A 21,080-nucleotide genomic window follows, 5' to 3' on the forward strand; every position below is an offset into this window, starting at 1 on the left:
TCGACGCGGACGGCCCGACAGGAACCTTCCAAGACGAAACCGGGCCATTGCGCTGGTAGGCGCGTGGAAACGATCGAAGGGCAGCGCAACCGCGCCGCCCCCCGATCGTTTCGCGACGGATTGCCCTCATGCACCGCCGAGGCAACCCAGGCGCCGATGCCCAACCGGGGCGGCTCAAGATCGAGGCGCACCTCGCCGTAGCGGCGGACATGCAGCCACAACAGCGGGGTCAGGCCGCGCCGGTCGACCGGGACGAGCAGCGCGGCCCACCCGGGTTCGGCGAGGACGTCTTGAAGCATCACGACATTCACCATGACGAGCAAGGCCTGCAAGATGCGCAGACACAGCGCCGTCATCTCCACCTCGTCCCGCCGATCGGCGGAGATCTCGCCGCCGCGGCCGTAGCAGATCACCGCGTCGGCGCTATTTCACGCCTCCACTACGTTCAGCCCTTCCTCGATCTCCCGCTGCACGTCGCGGTCATATAAGGAGCGGGCGACTCAGTAGCGGGCGACGAACGTGGTGCGCGCCGCCCGGCCGATCTCCAGCACCGCCTGGTAGGCCGGGTGTGAGGCGGTGCGGGTGCGGATCGCGGTGGCGTGCTTGACGACCTGGTCGTAGTTGTGGGCGATGATGTCCCAGCGGACCGGCCGAGTCATCGCCGATGCCAGGGTTCGCATACCGGGCCAGCCCTCCATGATCGACCTGGTGAAGCTTGACCCGGTTGATCTGTTTGATGCGCGGCAGCAGGTTCACGTTCAGCAACCGGGTGACTCCGAAGCCAGACTCCGACTCCCCGTGCGAGTCCACGTAATTGCCCTCGACCTGCATGGTGGTGCCATGCAGGTCGAGGCCTTGAGCGTCTGAGAGTGCACGACCACCGACCCGCGTTCGGCGTGCCAGCACACTTCACGGCTGCGCGGCGGGGTTGCTCGTCAGGATCGGGGCGACCAGACGCGGGGCGCGCCGCGCTGCATCGCTCACGGGAATTGCGACGCAGGCTTGACCGTATCAGGACCCGTGCTTAGCCACTCCGCCTGCGGCAAGAGCTTGAATCGGAGTCATGATTCGTGCCGAGGACCCACACCACGAAGCGGTGATCGCGGTGGCGATGCGGCTCATTGCCGCATTCGGCTACGACGGCACATCGCTGCAGCAGATAGCAGAGGCATCGGGGCACGACGTGGCGTGGATGCAGGAGCGGTTCGGCGACAAGCGGGGCCTCTATCTCGCCGTCATCAAGCACGCCTACGAGGTGGAACGGGCCGCCATGGAGGATGCGCGCGGCGCGGTGGCCGCCGCCGGCCCTCGGGAAGTCGCCCGCCACATGCACGGACTGGTGGACCGATACCTGGATTTCTGCATGGCCAACCCGCAGATCCCCTCGTTGTGGATGCACCGCTGGCTCGGCGATGCCGCTGACATCCCCGATCTGGAGGAGACCTATGCCATACCCCTGCTCAACCGTACCCGCGACGTGCTGCGCTCGGCGGCCCGGGCGGGACTGATGGACGACCGTGTGGACATGGACCTGATGGTGCAGACGCTGGTGTGGAGCACATACGGCTTCCTACACGGCGAGGCCCTCGGCCATGCGGACCACTCCCCCTCTGGCGATTCTCGCACCCGACAGCGCTTCCGGGCTCATCTCCACCAACTAGTCGACCGCATGCTGAAACTGCCTGGGATACCGTCCGCATAGACGACCGACATCGCCGGACCTCCTATCCTTGAGCACACTCGCAGTGTGCGGTGCTGAGTCCGGTGACGTCGGACGGCAGCGGGGGCGCGGCCGCTGTCGCTGATGCGGGCATGATGCCGATCAGCGAACCAGCAACGCCGAGCATCAGGCTCGCCGCTGACGTTCGCCAGCGCGTCAAGCAGGTAGACAACGGTCCTCCATCTTGATCAGGCCGATCGCAGCTGCAACTGCGAAGGCACCTAAGGGCGTCTTGGGCGTCGCCGAGTGCCCGGTGGCGGCCGCCGAGCGGCCGCCAGTAGCCGATGCGGGCCCAGGCGGAGCGGGCCCGCATCAGGCACCACCAGTGGTCCGGGCGGGGCAGTTTCGGTGACGTCGAGGCCGGCCGTGCTGTGCATGGTCAGTACCCGGCGGCCGGCGTCGAATGAATTACTAGAAGCAGTTGAGGCTGGAGGCCCTGTCGTTGAGGTTCTTGGGCAGGCCCGCGCTCTCGGTGAAGGTGAACATCTGGAAGAGCCGGGGACCACCGGCCCCGATATCCGACCACACGTCGACGTCGAAGTCGGTGTTGTTGGCCCAGGATGAGGTTTTGTCGTTGAAATTGAACGAGGGCAGGTTGATGATGCGGTTGTCGCACAGCCTGTCACGGAAGGATACGAAGTCGCCGCCGAAGTTGGCGTCGTTGAACAGGCAGAACCGGCCGTCGGGGCAGGGCGCCGCAGCCGCTGCCTGGACGCCCTTGGCGTTCTGGCCGGCCAGGGTCAGGATAACGTCGCCGTTCTGCCAGGCGATGGTGTTCTTGCTGGTCTGAGTGCCGCCGGGGTGCTCGGCCAGGACCTTGTCGATCTTCTGTTGGATGGGGTCCGGGGCAGCGGAGGCCGCCGTGGCGCCGCCGGTGGCGAGCAGGGTCAGCCCCGCCGCGGTTGCGGTGAGGATAGCGGCCAGATGGTGTTTCATTTTTCAGTTCCTCCGGGAACGTGAGGTGAGTTTGACGTCTCCATTAACATCGCGCTGATTCGGTACAGGCAAGAACATTTGGGGGATTTGCGTACCGTGATGAATTTGCTTTGGCCACCCAACGCAAATTCACCGGCACTGATAAAACGCCCCCGCTTGGCCGAACCCGGACACCGAATAATCCAGGGCCGCCGCTCGCGCGAATGACGAAGGAGGAACGGGTCTCACTGGAGGTGCACGTGGGTGACTTCTTCGGCATGCTGGCGAAACGCGTGGACGCCAATGCGCGCAGGGCGGTCCAGATCTACGCACGTGACCTGCCTGAGTGGCGCACAATGGCCGCCAGTGACCACGAGCACGCGGCGGTGCTGGACTTCGCGGTGCTGCTGCGGCGCCGCACCGTGGAACTGGCCTCGCACGACCGGCCGTTCACCGACGACGACCTGGCCGTCATCGCCTCCGTCGGGCACGAACGCGGCCGCGCCGGGGTCTCGCTCGACTCTGCCCGGCGCGTGCTGGGCATGCACACCACCCTCATGGTCCAGGAGATGCAGGAGGTGCTGGAGGCGGCCGGGACCGCGGGACTGAACGACCAGCTGACGATGCTGAGCTGGCTTGGCCAGCAGGGCGTCCCAGCCCAGGACTCATACACTCGCGGTTTCCTGGACGGTCAGCGACATCTTCTGCCGGACGCCGAACGCGTTCAGCAGTTCGCCGCAGCCTTGCTCGCCGGCGGCCCCGCCGCCGAGCTCGCGTTCCAGCTGAACATGCCGGCCGCCTCCCACTACACGGTGACGGTCGTACGGATCGCTGACCCGGACTTCCGGCCCGCCCCGGCTACCCGTGCCGAGATTCTCGGCCTCCTGATCGACAAGGACCGGCTGCCCATGCGCTGGAACAACCGGCTGGAGTTCGTCGTGCTGCTGCCCGCCACGAATCAGGATCGGGAACGGGCCCTCCCGTTGGTCACCGCGTTCGCCGAGTCCGTGGGGCGTCCCTGTGCCGTCGGCGCCACCACCGCGAGCGTGTCAGCCCTGCCCGGTGCCTTGTCCCTGGCGCGGCAGATCAGCCAGGCCGCTCCCATCGAGTGCGTCCCACGCCGGGTCAGCACCATCGCTGATGTGTTCGTAGAGCTCGGCGCGGCCCGGCTGCCCGAGGTCGACCAATGGCTGCGCCAGGTGGCCCACCGGCTCTCGCAGGGACCGGACCTGGTGGCCACTCTGGCCGCCTACTACCGCCATGACATGAACCGCATGGCCACCGCGAGCCACCTCTACATCCACCCGCGTACTCTTGACTACCGCCTGCGCCGAACGAGAGAGCTGACCGGCATCGACCCCACCACCACGCACGGCGTGCGCACGCTGTCCGCCACCGTCACCCGCATTCTCGCCAACGGCTGACATTACCGGGAGCGTCCGGGAGGGCCTGATGACCGCCGGCGCAAATCACCGTCGTCGCACTGAACGCAACGCCTCACGGGATCATGGGCCGGATCTCTGGCCCGGCCAGGTCTTCGATGTCCGTGCCACCGCGGCCGGCGAGCACCAGCCCTCCAGCATCTGACCACGGGAACACGGTGATCCCTTGGTTCCGTGATGGTTCACCTGTGGCTCTGTTTCTCCGCGCTGCCTACGGCTCCGTGCCACGTCCCCCTGGAGCGGACGGCTGCGCAATACGTCCCCAAAATCCATCTCGCCTGGTCGCAGCGTCGTGCTCAGAGAAGCTCACCTGACCTGCGCGTGAGGGCTGGCGTGTCAGCGGGCAATCCCTGGCCGCAGCAGGGGCAAACCCGCGCCGCTGACGTGCTCGAACATGTTAAGACTGCGCCGTAGCCGGCGGCGATGTCGTCGGGTGGGTTGGTGTACAGGCGCAGGTAGCGGTCGTTGGTGTGGCCGAGGCGGCGTTCGAGCTGTCACATCTGGCTGACAGCGGCGGCGCGCCTGATCTGCTGACCCGGGTTTTCGCACGCTGCCGGTCGGGGGCCCGCTCGGATTGGTTCAGTCGTTCCTGCCTGGCCGGAAATTCTGCCGTCGGCCGCGGACACGTAGGAACTGAAAGCCCGCAGCGCTCGGAAGGTCTGACGAGGATGACGCGGGAGTGAACACGACCGGTCCCGGTTCGAGGCGGTGTACCGGCGAACCTATGAGCAGATCCTCGGCCATGCCGTGCGGCGGTGTTCCTCTCCCGAGGACGCCACCGATGTTGTGGCCGAGACGTATGTGATCGCTTGGCGGCGGATAACCGAGCTGCCTGACGGCGAGGCCGGCAAGTTGTGGCTGTACGGCGTGGCCCGTCGGGTCCTCGCCAACCACCGCCGTAGCGAGCGGCGCAGGCTCACCCGGCACACCGAACTCATCGACGAGATCGAACACCTCTACATCGCCCCCTCCCACCACAGTGAGCAGCACGGCGTGGATGAAGCCATGGACATGCTCGCCGACAGCGATCGTGAACTACTGGCCCTGACCCTCTGGAAGGGGCTCGACCCCGGCGAGATCGCCACAATGCTGGACTGCTCCCGCAACGCCGCCCGTATCCGCCTGCACCGGGCCGCAAACGCTTCGCCAAGGCCCTGGAGCAGACCCGCCCATCGGCCGCCGGTTTCGCATCACGGCCGCTCATCGAGAAGGAGTCAGGGTGAACAACGACCAGATCTTCAAGAACCGGGCGCGAGTGCTGGATGAGGACCTGGCCGGCCGGGCGTCCACCACGGGGGCGGACGCGCTGCTGGCGAAGATCGTCCGGCTGGAGCGCGTTCCGGCCCGGCGGCGGCTCCTGCCCTCTCCTGGCCGCGATCTGCTCGGCCTGGCCGCGGCCGCCGCCGCGGTAGCGGTTATCGCCCCCGCGATGCTGTCTGACAGTACGATCCCCGTCGTGCCTCCGCCCGGCACGTCGTCGCACCCGACAACCGGACCGACCGGCCGGCAGATCCTGCTCGCTGCTGCCATCGCCGTGGAGAGGCCCCTGCGAACGGCGACTACTGGCGCACCGCGACCGTCCACCAGTGGATGTTGACCGACCCCACGCGCAGCTATGTGCTGGAGGCCGGCCGGTCCCTTGAGACGTGGCTGGCGAAGCGGCCGGATCTGCAGAGCTGGCGCATCCGGCAGGATCTCGGCGTCAAGCCCGCGACCCCACAAGACGAGGCGGCCTGGCGGGCTGCGGGGGCGCCTACCATCTGGCGATACCCCAAGAACATGAAGACGGAGCAGCTGTTCGCCGTCCCGTTCGGATCCTGGAAGGAGGTGCGCGCGATCCCGAGCGAACCCGAAAAGCTCCGGAGCTACCTGGAAGAGCGCATCACCCGGCGGCTGACGGCGAACTCTGACTCCGCGCCAGACGTGGAGAAGGTCCTTGTGCAAGCCTGTGAGGACATCATCAGTGGCGTGCCTGCCTCGCCCGAGGCTCGGGCATCCGCGTACCGGATCCTCGCGTCCATGCCCGGCATACGAGCTGAGGGGGAGGTCACAGATCCGCTGGGCAGGCGCGGGCAGGCGCTCAGCTATCAGAGTGAGATAGAGCCGGGCCTGTTCACCCACGTTCTGCTCGTGGTCGATCCCAGCGCCGGCCTGCTTCTCGCCCACGTGACGACGAACACAACCAGGCTCGCGAACGGGCGGCAGGCGGAGCTCCGTGTCTCCGCCTCGTACCAGGCGATCGGCTGGTACGAGGAACGCCCAGAACTGCCCACGCATTGCGTGCAAGGGCCGGCAAGCCGGCGGCGCCGTAGAACTCGGTGCGGAACCCCGAAGCACACCGATCGTGTCTGGCCGATCCGTCACGACCGACCCAGCGAGCACCACTGCCGGCAAGACGCGGCCGGCAGTTACATGGTCCGGCGCGGACTGCCCGAGCGGGTCGGCGTCCAGGGCGGGTAGGGCGGGGTGTTCAGGCGCGGGATCGCTCGGGGAGCGGGGGGACCGCTGCGTCGCGTGGCAGTTCGTCGATCGCGTGAGGGCTGACGCCGCGCACGAGCAGGTAGCCGATCATCCAGAACTCGCCTACGGTCGAGGGAAGTACCAGGGCGTCGGCGACGACCGCCGCCTGGGGAGCGAGGTACCTGACGAACACGCTCAGCAGGTAGCCGACGCCGCTCGCGACGAGGAGCCAGCCCAGCGGCCGGGGCATCCACCGCGAGCGCAGCACGCACCAGCCCATCGGGACGAGCCACAGGCCGAAGAACAGCGCGCCCACTCCCCACAGGTCGCCGCTGAGGACGTACAGGAGCTGGACGGTGGCTGCCGCGTCGCCGATGGGATCGGTCGCGACCGTGACCGCGCTGGCGAGAACCGCCGCGCTGGCGAGGATCGCGACCGCGTTGACGAGGCCGAAGGCGGCGATGCTGCCGGCGGCGACAGGGGCCGCGGTGCGGAACAGGCGGTAGAACCACACGGCGGTGAGCGCCTGGGTCAGGACGACGAGCAGCTCGACGGCGATGCCGGTGCGCGCCAGCGCCTCGTGCTCGACCAGGCGGGCGAGCGTCGCGGCGGGGTCGTCGGCGACGAACAGTCGCGACCGGATGAGCAGGAAGCCGAGGGCGCCGCTGATGGCGAGGCCGAGGTAGAGCAGCCCGGTCGTGCGGGCGCTGCGGATCAGTGGGTGCATCGTGGCGCCCTTCCTCTGGTGCGTCAGTGGCCGACGACGTCGCTCGGGAGGTCGACGGGCTGGCGCCGATGATCTGTCTTACGATGTAAGGGAACCATACATCGTAAGATGCTGGCAAGAGTCAGGAGACGGATGGATGAGAAGACCTTTCGGGAGCCACTCAGTCGCGAGCGGGTGCTGGCGGCGGCGGTCGCCCTGGCGGATGCGGAGGGGATCAAGGCGCTGACGATGCGCCGCCTCGCCACCGATCTCGGCGTCGAGGCCATGTCGCTGTACTACCACCTGCCCGGCAAGGAAGGCCTGCTCGACGGCCTCGCCGACACCGTCGTCGGTGAGATCGACGCCGCGGTCGGCCGCATCGAGACGGCCGGGGCCGACCAGGACTGGCGTGCCCGACTGCGGCAGCGGTTCCTTGCGGCGCGTGAGGTCATGCTCCGGCACCCGTGGGCTCCCGGGCTCCTTGGCACGCGCGCGAGCATCCCGGCCGGGGTGTACGCCTACTACGACGGGATCGTGGCCACGCTCATCAGCGGCGGGTTCTCCTACCGGCTTGCGCACCGGGCGCTGCACGCGTTCGGCAGCCTGGCGCTCGGGTTCGCGCAGGAGGTCTTCAGCCCCGCATCGGCGGGCGGGAGCATGGACGACGAGGTCGCCGAGGCGGAGTTCGCCGCGATGGCCGAGGCGCTGCCCCACCTGATGGCGATGGCGGCGGCCGAGACCCACGACGTCGCCGACCCGACGCTGGGCTGGTGCGACAGCCAGGTCGAGTTCGAGTTCACCCTCGACCTGCTCCTTGACGGGCTCGAACGCATCCGGGGCTAGCACAAGCGCCCGCCGGCGCGCGGGGCAGCCGCCGCCCCGCCAGGGCCACCCGCAACCGGTCAACGCGGCCGCGGCTGAGCCCGTCGTCGAGAGCGCCGTGCCCGCGCCGGTGCTACTACCGAGATGGCCGGGGAGTAGCGGGGCCGCGCGAAATCCCTATCGCCCAGGGACGGGCGTCCCCTTCTCCGCCCCCTTGATCCCCCTGACCGAGGGGGCGGGATCGGCTGGTCAGGCAGCAGCCCGGCCAACGAGGTCAGGATGGCGACCCGGCTCACCTCGTGCGTACGCGCGAGAGCCGCGATCGAGGCGCCCTGTTCCTGGAACGCAGACCGTCCATCTTCAAGCCGGGCGCCGGTCAGCGCGGGCGGGCGGCCGCGGTAGCGGCCTTGCGCCTCCGCCGCTGCGATCCACTCGACGGTCAGTTCATTCTGCAGGTAGCGCTGGAACTGCCCAACAGCGGTGATCACGTTGATGATCACATCGGTGGTGGCGTCGATGGCGGCCAGATCGTGGAAGTTGGACAGCACCACGGACGACCCGGCCCAACCGGCGATGGCCAGACCCGCCTTGTTCACACCTCCTGCCATCGTGGCTACCTTGCCCGACTACGCGCGAGGCCAGCACAGCGCACCTGAACCGCCCATCGCGGCTTGCTTGAGCCGTGTGCCGCGACGAGTGGCACGCACGGTTCTGAGAGGGCCCCGGTGCAGCAATGCACTGGGGCCAGCCGGCGAGCGGAGGGCCTCTCTGAACAGCCGAACACCACCTGGGCCGCCGTCCCACCCCTGACCTGCCAGGAAGGAGCCCGTCGCTGACCCGTAGCCTACGGGGTCAGCCGGGACCGAGGAGGCAGAACTCGTTGCCTTCCGGGTCGGCGAGGACCGTCCAGGGGATGTCGGACTGGTCGATGCCGGGGTCGATGGCGCCCAGGGCGCGCAGCCGGGCTTCCTCTGCTGCCAGGTCGTCGCCGCGGTAGGGGCGGACGTCGAGGTGGACGCGGTTCCACACGGTCTTGGGGTCGGGGTTGCGAAGGAACTCCAGGTAGGGGCCGACGCCCTCAGCGGAGCGCATGACCGCGTGGTCGTCGGTGACCTCGTGCAGGGTCCAGTCCATCGCCTCGCCCCAGAATCGGGCCATCGCTCGCGGGTCGGTGCAGTCGACCACCACCGCGGCGATCGGCCCGGTGTCCTGGTAGAGCGGCCGCGGCTCCAGGACGCAGAACTCGTTGCCTTCCGGGTCGGCCATGACCGTCCAGGGGACGTCGCCCTGGCCCACGTCGGCGGGGGTCGCGCCGAGAGCCTGGAGGCGCGCGACCACGTCCGCCTGGTGGGCGGCCGAGGTGGTGGTCAGGTCGAGGTGCACCCGGTTCTTCACCGTCTTGGGTTCCGGGCGGGCGATGAGGTCAATGCAGACGGCGGCGGGGTCGGGGTAGGCGAAGCCCACGGGCTCGAGGTTGGTGACGCCGGGCCCCTCGCTGTCGATACTCCAGCCGAGCGCCTCCGCCCAGAACCGGCCGAGCGCGGAGTCGTCCCGGGCCTTCATATTGATCTGCACCAGTCTCGTTGCCATGCCGCAGATCCTAAGGGCTGCCGTCACCTGGGCTTATTGGGGGCGAGGAAGGGGGCCAGGGATCCCAGGCCCTGGATGACCTGGTCGGTGGAGGGGGTGCCTTCGGGAGCGGCGGGCCTACCTCGTCGACCTGAGCGGCGACTCCATGGCACTGCCCGACCACGACCACGTGCTCCTGCATCAGATATCGCCCGTGGGCTGGTGGATGATCACACAGGTCGACGAGGAATACCTGCAGCGGATCGAGAAGGATCGGGAGCCGGAGACCAACCCGTGACCGCCTGGCCCGAAACACTCGTTTCGGGCCCTCCTCCAGGTGAACTCGGATGCCACTGTCGGTGTAGGCGACTACCGTGGCTGATCAGCTGGCCTCAACTCTCAAGGAGAGGTGCCTGGTGACCATCCCCCGACCCTCAGCAGGCAAAGCAGCAGCGGGAGCATCAGCGCGGGTGGCCTACCACGCCAACCTGTCAGCCACGCGCGCCCGGCGGTGGACAATGCGCGCCGGCCTCGCTCTGCTCGCCGGCATCATGGCGGGATGGCTGCTCGGCTGGCAGGCCGGCCTGGCGGCAGCCGTTCTGACCACGGGCGCGGACTGGGTCTACCATCACCGGCGGCACTCCTCCGCTGCGGCTTGGCGGAAAGGGGCTGCGGGAGAGCGGGCGACCGCTCGCCGTCTTCGGTCCCTGGAACTGGCCGGCTACATCGTGCTGCACGACCGCGCGCTGCCGCGCAGTCGGGCCAACATCGATCACCTGGTCATCGGCCCGACCGGCGTGTTCGTGATCGACTCCAAGAAGTGGCACCGCCGCACCACCATCAAGCCAGGCGGCGGCACACTCTGGGTCGGCCGCACACCGATCGACAAGATCGTGCGGCCTGTGGTCTTCGAGGCTCGAACGGTCAGCGAGGTGTTGCGGCGCGCGACAGGGCGGCCAGTCGACGTAGTCACCGTGATCGCTGTGCACGGGGCGCGCCTGCCTCGCTGGGGAGCGATCACGGTGGGCGGCACGACGCTGATGCGTGCGTCACGGTTGCACGGGCAGATCACTCGCCGCGCCAACCGCTACAGCTTGACCGACGTTGCAGCGCTGGCCCAGGCCGCCGAACACGCCTTTCCTCCATACACCTCCGAATAGCCAGGGCTCCTCCAGGCGGCGATTCAGCGCGGGACGGCGCGTTTCGGGGCTATCAAGGCCGGCCGTGACAGTGCCGGGGCAACGCCGGTCCCCTGACCACGTGGCGCTCACTCACCCCTCAGGTGACCACTATGGGGTCCGGGGACTATTTCCGCAGGATTGAACGCTTTCGCGGCTTGTGGCCGAGTATCTGCCTGATGAGCAGATAGCGCGGTATGGCCGTTGCCCGGCCGATCCTTCGCCGGTGGATCTGGAGCGGTTTCTATCTGGATGCTGCGGCGCTGGCGCAGGTCACGGGCAAGCATCGTGACAACCGTCTGGGTTGGCGGTGCAGTACGCCCCTCACAGCGAAGTCGTCATCCTCGGCGAGAACGCCTCGCCGCTGCCTCCCTACGAGGTGGTTGAGGTTTTTCTCAGCAGCAGCGCGACCACCGCCACCAGCAGGCTGAACGACGTCGTGATCGTCGGCGGCGCCAACGTCAGTGCTCGCGAGGTGGAGGAGATGCTCCTGGAACACGCGGACGTCAGGGAGGCCCTGGTCGTCGGGCGGACGGATCTCGTCCTGGGCCAGGTGGTGCACGCGATCGTCGTGCCTGCCGACCCGGCACGCCCTCACAAGGAGGCTTTCCTCGCGGAATTCGGGCCGCATGCCTCTGTCCAGCGGAGGTGGCCAGGCACCGATACGAGGAGCCCAACTCCGCACGCCACAAGGGACACGAGGAGCCGGATCTGAATGCCGCCTTTGGCCGCCAGGCTCAACCCGCGTAAGACCATCGGACTCCACGCCTGCCACGCCTCGCTCGCTCCCACCCCACGGAGGTGGCCGACCTCATCGACGCCGCGGGATCCGAGACCGCAGGTCTCTGACCGCTCCGGCTGTTTGAACTATCTCCAGCCCGTGCCCTCGCCCGCCGAGCGAGGGCACGGGCTGGCTGAGTGACCAGGCGGTCCCTAAGGCTCCGCTCAGCCGCCCGGACGTCGCAGGCCCGGAGCGGGCGCTTCGGAGACCTGGCAGTGAGCCAGGACTCTGTGCGGGAGATGTCTGCGACCGCGCTCGGCCCGTTGCGGCCCACGGGCTGAACAGCGCCGACACAGGCGGATGTTCATTCCTGGATTCTCCTGCACACGCCTGCCGCCCGGTCCGTGGCACTGGCGCCGCCTGCATCGGTGACTGCGATCTGGACATCGAAGGGGCGGCCCACCACGCAGCCAACCCGCAAGGTGGATGAGTTCTTGAAGAAGGGCTGTTCCACTCCGTTGACCTTCCATGTGATGCTGAACGGTGGTGTCCCGTCGATCGTCGCGGTGCAGACGATCAGAGCAGCACCGGAGTCGCAGTCGAAGTATGAGATGCCGGCAGTTCTTGACAGAACGTCCGCGGCGGAGGCAGGCGTGGTCCCCGTGAACAGACCTCCGACTACTGCGGCTAGCAGCATGAAGAGGGCTGTGGTTTGTCGGCGCATCTGATCTCCTCATCAGGTGGATGCTGGTCGATGGTGAGTTGTCCTCGGTGGACGACGTAAGTACTACGCTCGCCAAGGAGTCACGGATCGCCGGTTCCATCGCCTGCTTCCGGGCCATCCCCTTGAACCTGGATATTTGAGGCGGATGGGTGGGCGCTGGATACGGGCGGAGCTGTTGTCCGACGGTGCGGAAGGGGTTGAGGAACGGCCACTTGACGTCGAGGCGGGCGGTCTGGACGTTCGTGCACCCGGCAGGGGACGGCCCGCCCCGGGTTGAGGTACCAGGAGCGGGCCCGCATTACAGACGATCAGCCCTCAGCGTGTTCGGTCAGCAGGAGATAGAGGCCTCCACACTGACGCCGCTACCGTCGACCGTGATCTTGAACGAGCCCGTGACCGCGGTGGTGACCGCGGCCGCCTGGTCGACCCGAACGAACAATGGGTCACCCTCGCGCAGAGCCCGGGCGACCGGCGCGAACGTGGAACGGGTGCGCTCTAACCTCATCCGGGACAGCCCGGCCTGCTGGGCCCGCGAGAGCGCGAACAGCCTGGCGAGCAGCACCCGTGGATCGCGGTCGAGCTCGGCGGCGACTTGCCAGGCCAGTTCGTCGTCCGCACGGATCTCGTCGACGATGCGCTGCGCGTCCTCGGTGGTGACTGGGGTGGACACGGGGAGCTTCTCGATGGTGTTGGCCATGTTCATCCTTCTGTTGAGGTGTTGTCACCCACACTTCGGTTGTGACCAGCACCCTGGATGACTCCTTACATCGGCGTTCTGGCGTGGACGATGCTCGACTTCCCCGTCGCCGCCGGTACCAGCGGTCACCTGTTGGGAGGCGCGCCGGCCGCGATTGCGACAGCCGCACCTGCGGCAACCCGCATGCACGTGCCCGCCTACCGTGCCCGCCGCCGCACGTGGGCACCCGGCTCCAGACGGATCGCGTCCAGCAGTGCGGTCCAGGAGGTGCGGCCGCTCTCCGGCGCAGCCACGATCGAGTACGGCCGGCCGGAACGCGTGAACGTTCTTCCCTGGGTCCGGCCTGCCCGTTTTACCTGGTGCCGCGCACAACGGGCGTTCCTCATGGTGGATTCCGCGGCAGGGTGAGGGTCAGGATGGTTCCGCCGTGGGGGGCGTTGGTCGCGGTGAGAGTGCCGCCGTGCAGGCGCGCGTTCTCGATGGCGATGGCCAGGCCCAGGCCGCTGCCGTCGGTACGGGTACGGGCGGCGTCACCTTTGGTGAAGCGGTCGAAGACGTGGGGCAGCAGGTCGGCGGGGATGCCCGGCCCGTCGTCGGCGACGGTGACGGCGACCTGATGGGTATCGGCCCGAACCTGGACGAGCACCGATACCGCCGTGCCGCCGTGCCGCAGCGCGTTGCCGACGAGGTTCGCCAGGATGACATCCACGCGGCGCGGGTCGAGCCGGGCGCGCAGCCCGGGGGGAATATCGGTGCCGACCCGGTCGCGCCAGTGCCGCAGCGCCAGCGTCTTGCCGATGAGCTCGCCCACGTCGACTTCGTCAAGGTTCAGTACGGCGACGCCGGCGTCGAAGCGGGACACCTCGATCAGGTCCTCTACCAGGCGGCTGAGCTTGCGTGTCTCGTCGGAGACGAGTTGCAGCGCCTCGGCGGTGAGTGGCGCGAGGCGGCCGGAGGCGGCGTCGGCATCGAGGACTTCGGTCACGGCGGACATGGCCGCCAGCGGGGTGCGCAACTCGTGGGAGACGTCGGCGGCGAACCGGCGTGCCCGCGCTTCCATGTCGCGCAGCGCGGCCGCGTCGGACTGGAGCGTGGCCGCCATGGTGTTGAAGGTACGGCCCAGGTCGGCGAGTTCGTCGTTGCCGGTGACGCCTACGCGGGTGTCGAGACTGCCGCTCGCCATCCGCTCGGCGGCCGTCCGCAGCCGCCGGACCGGTCGCAGCAGTCTGCGCGCGGCCAGCAGCGCGGGAACGATGGAGACCAGGGCGACGGGCAGGGCTCCGGCACGGGCGGCGGCCGCCAGGGTGTCCACATCCCGCTGCTGGGAGGCCAGGGAGAAGGCGGCGTAGACGACGAGGGGCGGGGGGCCGTGTGGGCGGGCGGCGGCGGTGACCGGAAGGGCCACGGCCAGCCACGGCGCCTCGCCGCGATGGAAGCGCTGGGCCAGCGCGGTGGTCGCGGTGGCCGCTTGAGTGCGCAACTGCGCGGGCAGTGGCGGCTGCGCTCCGGCGGCGATGAGCGGGCCGCCGCGGTAGGACACCGCGGTGCGCCAGCCGCGGATGCCTGCCGCGCGGTCCAGTTGCAGCGCCAGCGTACGCAGGTCCGTCTCGGTGGGGTCGGCGGGCAGGTCAGGCGTCCGGGAGGCGAGGTGGGCGCGCAGGTCCTGCAGGGCGTCGACCTGGGCGCGCTCCACGATCGCGGTGCGGCCCTGACGGAAGGTGATGGTGGCGGCGATCAGCGCGCTGAGCACGGAGACCAGCAGGAACACCAGGACCAGCTGAGCTCGCAGGCCACGAGCGAGGGACGGGTGGATCACAGCGGCCCGAAGCGGTAGCCGAAGCCGCGTACGGTCTGGATGTAACCAGGGTTGCGGGGGTCGTCCTCGATTTTGGCCCGCAGCCGCATCACGCACGCGTCGACCAGCCGGTAGTCGCCGTGGAAGGTGTGCTCCCACACCTGTTCCAGGAGTTGCTGGCGGCTGAAGGTCTGTTCGGGCGCGGCCGACAGGAACAGCAGCAGCTTCAGCTCCGTCGGCGCCAGCGCGACTGGCGTGCCGTGCTTGAGCGCGCGCAGGGCGACCCGGTCGATGAGCAGGTCGCCGTGGGTGGTGCGTGTCTGGTCGGAGGAGGCGGGCGGCGTGGTACGGCGCAGCACCGCGCGCATGCGTGCCTCGATGACCTCGCTGCTGGCAGGCTTGATCACGTAGTCGTCGGCGCCGGCCTCCAGACCGACCACGATGTCCACGTCATCGTCGCGCGCGGACAGGATCACGATGGGCACCTGGCTGAAGGCGCGGATGCGGCGGCAGGTCTCCAGGCCGCTCATGCCGGGCAGCATGAGGTCGAGCAGCACGACCTCGGGGGCGCTCGCGACGAGTTCTGCCAGCCCGTCCTCACCGGTCGCGACCAGCACGGTTTCGTGGCCCCTGTGGCGCAGGCCGACGCTCACGCCCCGGCGCACGGCCGGATCGTCTTCTATCACGAGCACGCGGGTCATGAGAAGGCTCCTTGGTCGGCTGGGACAGCCGATCCGTTCTCGTCGCACCTGACCGGCCAGGGCCGGTCAGTGGCGGGCTCGACCACTTCGACGACGGGATCGTCGCTGACGCCCGCGGCGGCGGCCGTGCACACGAGCTGGCTCACCGCCACCGGCCGCAGGTCGCGTACCTGCCAGGGCAGACGCAGTTCCACCCGGCCTCTGATCGTCGTGGCCCGGACCGGCTGGGGTGACGAGGGAAGCTGTGTGATCAGCCCTCTGGCCCGCTCCCCCGCCGTGGGGCCGGCGAGCAACGCGTTCATGGCCCGTTGCAGCCGGTTGCCGGCCGGGGCCGGCCGCGAGACCGGCCAGGTGCCCTCTTGCGTGACGAAGTACACCCGCAGTAGCTGGCTGCTGTTCTCGGTCAGGCCGCCCTGGACCGGCTGACCGGCGGGCAGCGCATCGGTGTCGGTGATCCCGCAGCCCGCCAGCACCGCCGCCGCGACCAGGACCGTCGCCACGCGGCTCAGCGCCCCCGGCATGTGTTGTTCCTCCTCTTCGACGCGATGTCGCCGGCGTGAACTGGCTAGAGCCGGCCGAGCCTGCTCACATCGACCGTCCCGGCACCGGGCTGCGGCCGAGGTATCGCCGCCCACAGTCCCGCCGCCATCACTCCCGCGACGGCCAGCGCCGCCCATCCCCGGCGTCCGGTGGCCCACCGGGCGCGCAACCGTACCGGGTCCTCGACGGTGACCTTCGACACTACCGCAGCCAGCAGCGACAGGCCGATCGCAGTGACCGTCCAGCCCCAGCCGGCGAGCCCGGCCACCGGCCGTGGCAGCAGCAGATAGACCGGCCAGTGCCACAGGTACAGGCCGTAGGACAGCTCGCCCAGCCAGCGCGGTACGGCGCTACCCACTGCCCGGCCCGCCAGACCGTCCGGCGCGTGGGCGAGGAGCGCGATCAGCGCGGCGCCGGCCAGCGCGTGCGCGAACATCCCGCCCTGGAACAGGCCGGGGGTCGTTTCCCCGCTGGTCAGCACCCATGACACGAGCAACCCGCCCAGCAGCGGAACGCAGATCGCGTCCACGGCCGTGCGGGACAGGCCGGCCACGGCGTGGCGGACGGGCGCGGTGGCCGCGGCCGCGCCGAGGAGCAGGGAGCAGGCCCGGGTGTCGGTACCCTCGTAGGCGCGGGTGGTGTCCACGGCCGCTCCGAGCCTGATCATGAGCAGGAGTGAGACGAACGCGCCGGCGACCGCGACGAGCGCGACCCGCCGCTGCCCGCCGTGCCCCTTCCCGACCAGCGCCACCACCACAGGCCAGGCCAGGTAGAACTGCCACTCGACGCTGATGCTCCACAGGTGGGCGAGCAGACGGGTGCCGGAGGCGTTCCAGTATCCGATCTGCTCACCGATGAAGTGCCAGTTCAGGCTCTGGGCGGCCGCCCATGGCGCGTCCCGCAGGGCGGACCCCAGCACGTCCGGCCCGGCGAACGCCCAGGCCAGCAGCAACGTTCCCGCGACCATGACGGCCAGCGCGGGCAGGAGCCTACGGGCCCTGCGCCCCCAGAAGGCCACCAGGTCGATACGGCCGCGCCCGGCGAGCTCCTCCAGCAGCAGACCGGTGATCAGAAAACCGGACAGGACGAAGAACAGGTCGACGCCCAGGAACCCGCCGCGCATGTGCCCGGCGTGGAACAGCAGGACCGCGGCGACGGCGAGCCCGCGCAGCCCATCGAGCGCGCCGATATGCGCGCGGCGGGAGGCTGAAGCCATCAGCCGCAGCCGAGTTTGACGAAGCGCTCGTCGCCGGTCCACGGCCCGGTGGCCCAGGCGCCGGGGGCGGCCGGAGTGAAGCCGGCCAGCTTGCCGAGCCGCCTGGCGAACCAGGTGGCGAAGGCCGCCGACCCTTGTTGACAGGAGTGGATCCCGTCCTTGGCACGCTGGGCCTGGTCGGCGGCGTAGTCGTCCCCCCACAGCTCAGAGGCGTCCAGGTAGCGGACGTCAGCGACCTTGGCGGCCATCGCGGGCGCGCTCTTGATCGCGTCCTCGTGGGGCTTGAAGAATTCGTCGATCTTGAACGGCGGGGCGGACACCAGAACGAGCCGGGCACCGGCGTCCTTCGCCGTCCGGGAGAGCTTCTGGTAGGCCACCAACTGCTGGCGGGGCGTGCCCCAGTCGTAGGTGGTGATCTGGTACGCGATCACCGTCGGCCGGAAGGAGGCGAGGTCCTCCTGCAGCCTCTTCCAGGTGTCCTTGGCCCCCACGGCCGTCACCGGGTGATCACCGGCGACGATGTTGCCGCCGCCGTCAGAGGTGGCGTTCTTGAACTGCACACCGCTGGCCTTCAACGCGGCCTCCACAGCCGGGGCCTCCGCGCCCGCGATGGAGTCGCCCATCCACAGCACCCTGACGCTGGTCGCGGCCTGACTGGCGTGCCGGGCCGTCGCGTCCGTCGCGGGCGATCCGCCGCCGGGGGCGGCGGTGAATGCGCCGCAGGCCGCCAGCGTGGCCCCGACCGCGACGGCCACGGCCGCCATCACACCGGCACGACGGCGGCCAGTGAATCCATGGAGGAACGGGGAGTCAGGAGAGGGGTTCGTCGGTTGCATGATCCGTAGGCAATCAGACGAATCCGGTGATCAACCACGTTGTCATCGTTTCATCACAGAATGAGGGATCAGCCATCACAGAGCATCGCTGACCCTCGCCTCCGGCGCGGTACTGCCCGCCGGCGCAGGCACGCGACCGGGGATCGCCGGGCGCGAGAGGAACGTCCGCCCCGCACCCGGCCAGCAGCACCGACGGACGGAACCAGGGGTTGAGCGGCCACCGCTCGCGCAGACCGACAGCTCATCCAGTCAGACTTGATCACTCGAAACGAGCCCTGAAGTCGAAGATCTGGTCGACGCTGAAATGGGGGTTGTGCCAGGCGATCACAGCCGTGCACGGGGCCGCGTCCAGGCGGCGGAAGGCCACCGTCAACGTCTCGAACCTCTTGGGCAGCGGCCAGTCCAACTCCCCCAGATCCACCTCCTGCCGCCCGCCGAGCGTCCGGCGCACCGCTGGAGCCCCGAAACCGTCCGCCGACACCGACATCAGCACCGACGCGGCCGGGCACCCCTCCACGGCGATGTCCCCGCCGAGCCCCCCATACGCGGGGCTCATGAAGAAGTACTGCTTGACCGACACCCGGCTGGTGCTGCCGCCCGCCGGGGGAAGACTCCACCGCCAGGTGAACGACACCACGCAGGCGCCGTTCGGCCCCCCGCACACGCTGCGGTCGTCCACCTCCGGCCTGACGCCGGAATGGTGGTGGACATACTCGATGAACGGCAGCACCGCCAGCAGCGCGGCGGGCACCACCACGACCGACACGTGGATGGCCAGCCGCAGCAGCGGCGCATACAGAAGCCGCACGAACATGCCCAGCCGCGGCCCCGCCCCGGCGGCGCCGTAGTGCGCGACACGGAAGGGGCTCGGACCCGCCGTGGCGCGCAGCCGATCCTGCAGGCGTGCGTGGCGGAACTGGTAGGCGACACCGGGCTGCCGCAGGACACCCCGCCGGTGCGCGTCCTCCATGAACCTCAGCAGCCGCAGCGGGAGCCGCCCGGCGAACGCCAAGCCGACACGGGTCAGGAAGAACGCCCCCCACGCCGTCCCGATCAACGTCATCAACCCGAACGCCACACCCCCGGCCACCACGTAAAGCCGGACCGTGGCCGCCTCGGCACCCAGCCCGCCGCCGAGCGCGGCCCCGACGATCCCACCCGTCAGTACCCCCGCGGCGGCAGCGCAGAACCCGGCGAACATCCGATAGGCCCGCAACTGCGCGCGGACGCCCGTCTCACGCTCTCCCGCCACGACGTTCAACCGGTCGAGGTCGAGCCACTCCTCCACCTGGGGGTAGCTGAAGAAGACCAGCGCCCCCATCAGGAACCCGAACATCGGGCCAAGGACCAGATGGCTGGCCCAGCCGGCGCACGCCGCGAGGATCAGCACCGTCAACAGGACTCCGTCACCCGAGGCGAGATTCCACCACCTCAACTCCCTGGGCGCGTGAGCCAGCGTGCCCAGCCACCGCCCGGCCTGCACGGGGGCGTACGGCAGACCGTGGTACGGCGCATAGGTGGCGGGAACGAACGCGTCCAGCAGGTGCTCCTCGATCGCACGCGCCGTGCCGAACCGCGAGACGTCCAGCAGCTCGGCCGGCCGCGTGCCCGGATGCTCATACGTCGTACGGACGAGATACAGCATCAAAGGCGTGGTCAGGGCGGTGGCAAGCGGACCGTCCGGCTCGGCGCGCAGCCGGTCCAACAGCGGCTCCCAGCGGTCACGGTCGAGGGACGTCGCGGGCAGGTACGCGATCGCCGACCGCGCCGTGACCCGCTCGATCTCCATGATCGTCGCCCGGCTGAGTGGCACATCGAACTCCACCACGGCCGCCTCGAACTCCTGGGCTCGGCAGGTAAGCACGAAACCGGCACCGTCGGGAAAGACCAGATCGACACGCTTGATCACCTCCTCGAACGAGGAGGCCGTGATCTCGTCCAGGCCGTCCAGCACCGGCAGCACGCGACCGGTCTCCACCAGCCGCCGCGCCGTGCCCCTGCCGTACGAGCGCGCCAGGACCGGGTAGTCCTCCACCAGCCGGTCGGCCATCCACGTGTCGAGTCGGGTGTCCGGATTCCACGACGCCATGGGCAGGAACACCGGCACAAGCGCGCCCGCAGACCGCTCCCGTAACAGGGCCAGCGTGAGCAGCATCGCCAGAACGGTCTTGCCCGCACCGGGCTCGCCGAGGATCACCAACTGCCTGATCGGCAGCCCGCGGAACAGGTCCGCCACGCCCTCGGCACCATCAACCGCCGCATGGCCGATCGGGCCGATCCCGCCCAGCAGCGCCTCGGGGAGAGCCTGCACCGGCCGCCCCGTCGGGCGCACAGTCAGCGAGATCGGAGCCGGACGCCCGAGATCACGCCGCTCGGTCTCCCCCCGAAGACGCACGCCCACCTCCTCGGCCAACAGCTCCGCCGCCCGCGCCAGCCGCTCATCCACACCATCCGAACGGCCCGAACCCTCAGCGACGATCAGCCACGCCTGCAGGCCACCACCGGCCACGACCAGCACCCCGGTCGCCGCCAACCACGCCACGTCCCACTGCTGGGTGAGCATGCCGGCGGTGACATTGACCGCCGCCGCCACCGCGACCGTCCCCGCCGCCGCGACCCCTCTGGCGCCCCAGCCCATGCGCACCCCTCCTCGGTTATACATCGACGCCCGCCCACAGCCCGGTACACGGCTCCAGAAGGTGTTACGGAGCACGCGCTCGGCACAGCAGGCCACGTTCGGCGGCGGCGAGCTCCACGCGCACGCCCGCGCTCTCGGCGCGGGCGACGGCTGCGGCGGCCCTGAGCTCGCTGATCCGCTCGGCGGCCTCGCCGGCACGGTGGCGGGCCATGTCGGCCCGTGCGGCGGTCAGCTGGGTGCCGAGTTCGTCCTGGCGGGGCGCACTCCTCGGCAGCGCCGCGGCGGACGGCCTCGGCCTCCGCGTGGGCGTTGTCGGCGCGGCGCTCAGCGCGCTCAGCTGCCTCGAGCGCTTGGCCGCCGCGGCGGGCAGCCATGACCACCGATGCGATCGAGAAGCCAC

Annotated in this window: 22 protein-coding genes and 2 pseudogenes; 9 read left to right on the top strand and 15 right to left on the bottom strand. The window is 69.5% G+C overall.

The annotated features are described in order from the left end of the window. Window positions 1–698 (bottom strand): annotated as a pseudogene (locus DQW85_RS46950) (Tn3 family transposase); the annotation flags it as partial. 55 nt (window positions 699–753) lie between these two features. Then, window positions 754–831, bottom strand: a pseudogene (locus DQW85_RS48230) (hypothetical protein); the annotation flags it as partial. Window positions 832–1,063: 232 nt separating this feature from the next. On the opposite strand from DQW85_RS48230, the gene DQW85_RS19705 reads away from it, so the two are divergent. Next, complete coding sequence (locus tag DQW85_RS19705; protein ID WP_113701765.1) at window positions 1,064–1,702, top strand: TetR/AcrR family transcriptional regulator; 639 nt, start codon at window positions 1,064–1,066, stop codon at window positions 1,700–1,702. 429 nt (window positions 1,703–2,131) lie between these two features. On the opposite strand, the gene DQW85_RS19710 is transcribed toward DQW85_RS19705, so the two are convergent. Further along, window positions 2,132–2,656, bottom strand: coding sequence for a peptidase inhibitor family I36 protein (locus DQW85_RS19710; RefSeq protein ID WP_113701766.1), 525 nt, complete (start codon window positions 2,654–2,656; stop codon window positions 2,132–2,134). A gap of 203 nt (window positions 2,657–2,859) precedes the next feature. Between DQW85_RS19710 and DQW85_RS19715 the strand changes: the two genes are divergently transcribed. The 4 genes from DQW85_RS19715 to DQW85_RS19730 all read left to right on the top strand — a co-directional run bounded on the left by DQW85_RS19715 (window position 2,860) and on the right by DQW85_RS19730 (window position 6,537). Beyond that, window positions 2,860–4,059 (top strand): PucR family transcriptional regulator, encoded by a 1,200-nt coding sequence (locus DQW85_RS19715; RefSeq protein ID WP_205315246.1) that lies wholly within the window; start codon window positions 2,860–2,862, stop codon window positions 4,057–4,059. A 726-nt stretch (window positions 4,060–4,785) separates the two neighbouring features. Further along, window positions 4,786–5,343 (top strand): RNA polymerase sigma factor, encoded by a 558-nt coding sequence (locus tag DQW85_RS19720; RefSeq protein ID WP_240197297.1) that lies wholly within the window; start codon window positions 4,786–4,788, stop codon window positions 5,341–5,343. Then, window positions 5,297–5,674, top strand: a complete 378-nt coding sequence (locus DQW85_RS19725; RefSeq protein WP_113701767.1) for a hypothetical protein — start codon at window positions 5,297–5,299, stop codon at window positions 5,672–5,674. The genes DQW85_RS19720 and DQW85_RS19725 overlap by 47 nt, the downstream gene beginning before the upstream one ends. Beyond that, the gene (locus tag DQW85_RS19730) at window positions 5,668–6,537 is read left to right on the top strand and encodes a hypothetical protein (RefSeq protein WP_162795140.1); all 870 of its coding nucleotides are present in this window, start codon (window positions 5,668–5,670) and stop codon (window positions 6,535–6,537) included. Before DQW85_RS19725 ends, DQW85_RS19730 begins: the two co-directional genes overlap by 7 nt. Window positions 6,538–6,547: 10 nt before the next feature. On the opposite strand, the gene DQW85_RS19735 is transcribed toward DQW85_RS19730, so the two are convergent. After that, entirely contained in the window at window positions 6,548–7,264 is a 717-nt protein-coding gene (locus DQW85_RS19735) for a DUF4386 domain-containing protein (RefSeq protein WP_113701769.1), read from the bottom strand. Window positions 7,265–7,396: 132 nt separating this feature from the next. On the opposite strand from DQW85_RS19735, the gene DQW85_RS19740 reads away from it, so the two are divergent. After that, window positions 7,397–8,086 carry a TetR/AcrR family transcriptional regulator C-terminal domain-containing protein gene (locus DQW85_RS19740; RefSeq protein WP_113701770.1) on the top strand — a complete coding sequence of 230 codons (690 nt, stop codon included), beginning with the start codon at window positions 7,397–7,399 and terminating at the stop codon, window positions 8,084–8,086. Window positions 8,087–8,145: 59 nt separating this feature from the next. On the opposite strand, the gene DQW85_RS45945 is transcribed toward DQW85_RS19740, so the two are convergent. Together DQW85_RS45945 and DQW85_RS19750 are read right to left on the bottom strand one after the other, a co-directional pair. Further along, on the bottom strand, window positions 8,146–8,673 hold the full coding sequence (locus DQW85_RS45945; RefSeq protein WP_205315247.1) for a helix-turn-helix domain-containing protein: 528 nt from the start codon (window positions 8,671–8,673) through the stop codon (window positions 8,146–8,148). A 244-nt stretch (window positions 8,674–8,917) separates the two neighbouring features. Continuing rightward, the gene (locus tag DQW85_RS19750; RefSeq protein WP_113701771.1) at window positions 8,918–9,655 is read right to left on the bottom strand and encodes a VOC family protein; all 738 of its coding nucleotides are present in this window, start codon (window positions 9,653–9,655) and stop codon (window positions 8,918–8,920) included. A gap of 145 nt (window positions 9,656–9,800) precedes the next feature. Here DQW85_RS19750 and DQW85_RS47680 point away from each other — a divergent pair, with 145 nt between their 5' ends. From DQW85_RS47680 to DQW85_RS47685, 3 genes are all read left to right on the top strand, one after another. Beyond that, window positions 9,801–9,932 carry a hypothetical protein gene (locus tag DQW85_RS47680; protein ID WP_275888216.1) on the top strand — a complete coding sequence of 44 codons (132 nt, stop codon included), beginning with the start codon at window positions 9,801–9,803 and terminating at the stop codon, window positions 9,930–9,932. Between the two features lie 172 nt (window positions 9,933–10,104). Beyond that, complete coding sequence (locus DQW85_RS19755; protein WP_113701772.1) at window positions 10,105–10,794, top strand: nuclease-related domain-containing protein; 690 nt, start codon at window positions 10,105–10,107, stop codon at window positions 10,792–10,794. 328 nt (window positions 10,795–11,122) lie between these two features. Continuing rightward, window positions 11,123–11,527: an AMP-binding enzyme gene (locus tag DQW85_RS47685; RefSeq protein ID WP_275888218.1), complete on the top strand. Its 405-nt coding sequence runs from the start codon at window positions 11,123–11,125 to the stop codon at window positions 11,525–11,527. A 370-nt stretch (window positions 11,528–11,897) separates the two neighbouring features. Here DQW85_RS47685 and DQW85_RS44635 read toward each other — a convergent pair whose 3' ends face one another. From DQW85_RS44635 to DQW85_RS44640, 9 genes are all read right to left on the bottom strand, one after another. Next, entirely contained in the window at window positions 11,898–12,257 is a 360-nt protein-coding gene (locus DQW85_RS44635; protein ID WP_162795141.1) for a hypothetical protein, read from the bottom strand. A gap of 328 nt (window positions 12,258–12,585) precedes the next feature. Then, on the bottom strand, window positions 12,586–12,954 hold the full coding sequence (locus DQW85_RS19765) for a hypothetical protein (RefSeq protein ID WP_113701774.1): 369 nt from the start codon (window positions 12,952–12,954) through the stop codon (window positions 12,586–12,588). 382 nt (window positions 12,955–13,336) lie between these two features. Further along, window positions 13,337–14,722: a sensor histidine kinase gene (locus tag DQW85_RS19775; protein WP_240197298.1), complete on the bottom strand. Its 1,386-nt coding sequence runs from the start codon at window positions 14,720–14,722 to the stop codon at window positions 13,337–13,339. 44 nt (window positions 14,723–14,766) lie between these two features. Continuing rightward, window positions 14,767–15,450 carry a response regulator transcription factor gene (locus DQW85_RS19780; protein WP_113701777.1) on the bottom strand — a complete coding sequence of 228 codons (684 nt, stop codon included), beginning with the start codon at window positions 15,448–15,450 and terminating at the stop codon, window positions 14,767–14,769. After that, the gene (locus tag DQW85_RS19785) at window positions 15,447–15,971 is read right to left on the bottom strand and encodes a GerMN domain-containing protein (RefSeq protein ID WP_205315248.1); all 525 of its coding nucleotides are present in this window, start codon (window positions 15,969–15,971) and stop codon (window positions 15,447–15,449) included. The genes DQW85_RS19780 and DQW85_RS19785 overlap by 4 nt, the downstream gene beginning before the upstream one ends. 44 nt (window positions 15,972–16,015) lie before the next feature. Then, window positions 16,016–17,206, bottom strand: a complete 1,191-nt coding sequence (locus DQW85_RS19790; protein WP_113701778.1) for an acyltransferase family protein — start codon at window positions 17,204–17,206, stop codon at window positions 16,016–16,018. Then, window positions 17,206–17,961: an SGNH/GDSL hydrolase family protein gene (locus tag DQW85_RS19795; RefSeq protein ID WP_205315249.1), complete on the bottom strand. Its 756-nt coding sequence runs from the start codon at window positions 17,959–17,961 to the stop codon at window positions 17,206–17,208. The genes DQW85_RS19790 and DQW85_RS19795 overlap by 1 nt, the downstream gene beginning before the upstream one ends. Before the next feature lie 340 nt (window positions 17,962–18,301). Continuing rightward, window positions 18,302–20,680: an NACHT domain-containing protein gene (locus DQW85_RS19800; protein WP_113701780.1), complete on the bottom strand. Its 2,379-nt coding sequence runs from the start codon at window positions 20,678–20,680 to the stop codon at window positions 18,302–18,304. Between the two features lie 64 nt (window positions 20,681–20,744). Continuing rightward, window positions 20,745–21,080 carry a hypothetical protein gene (locus DQW85_RS44640; protein ID WP_162795142.1) on the bottom strand — a complete coding sequence of 112 codons (336 nt, stop codon included), beginning with the start codon at window positions 21,078–21,080 and terminating at the stop codon, window positions 20,745–20,747.

The organism is Nonomuraea lactucae, assembly GCF_003313395.1.
GTDB lineage: Bacteria > Actinomycetota > Actinomycetes > Streptosporangiales > Streptosporangiaceae > Nonomuraea > Nonomuraea lactucae.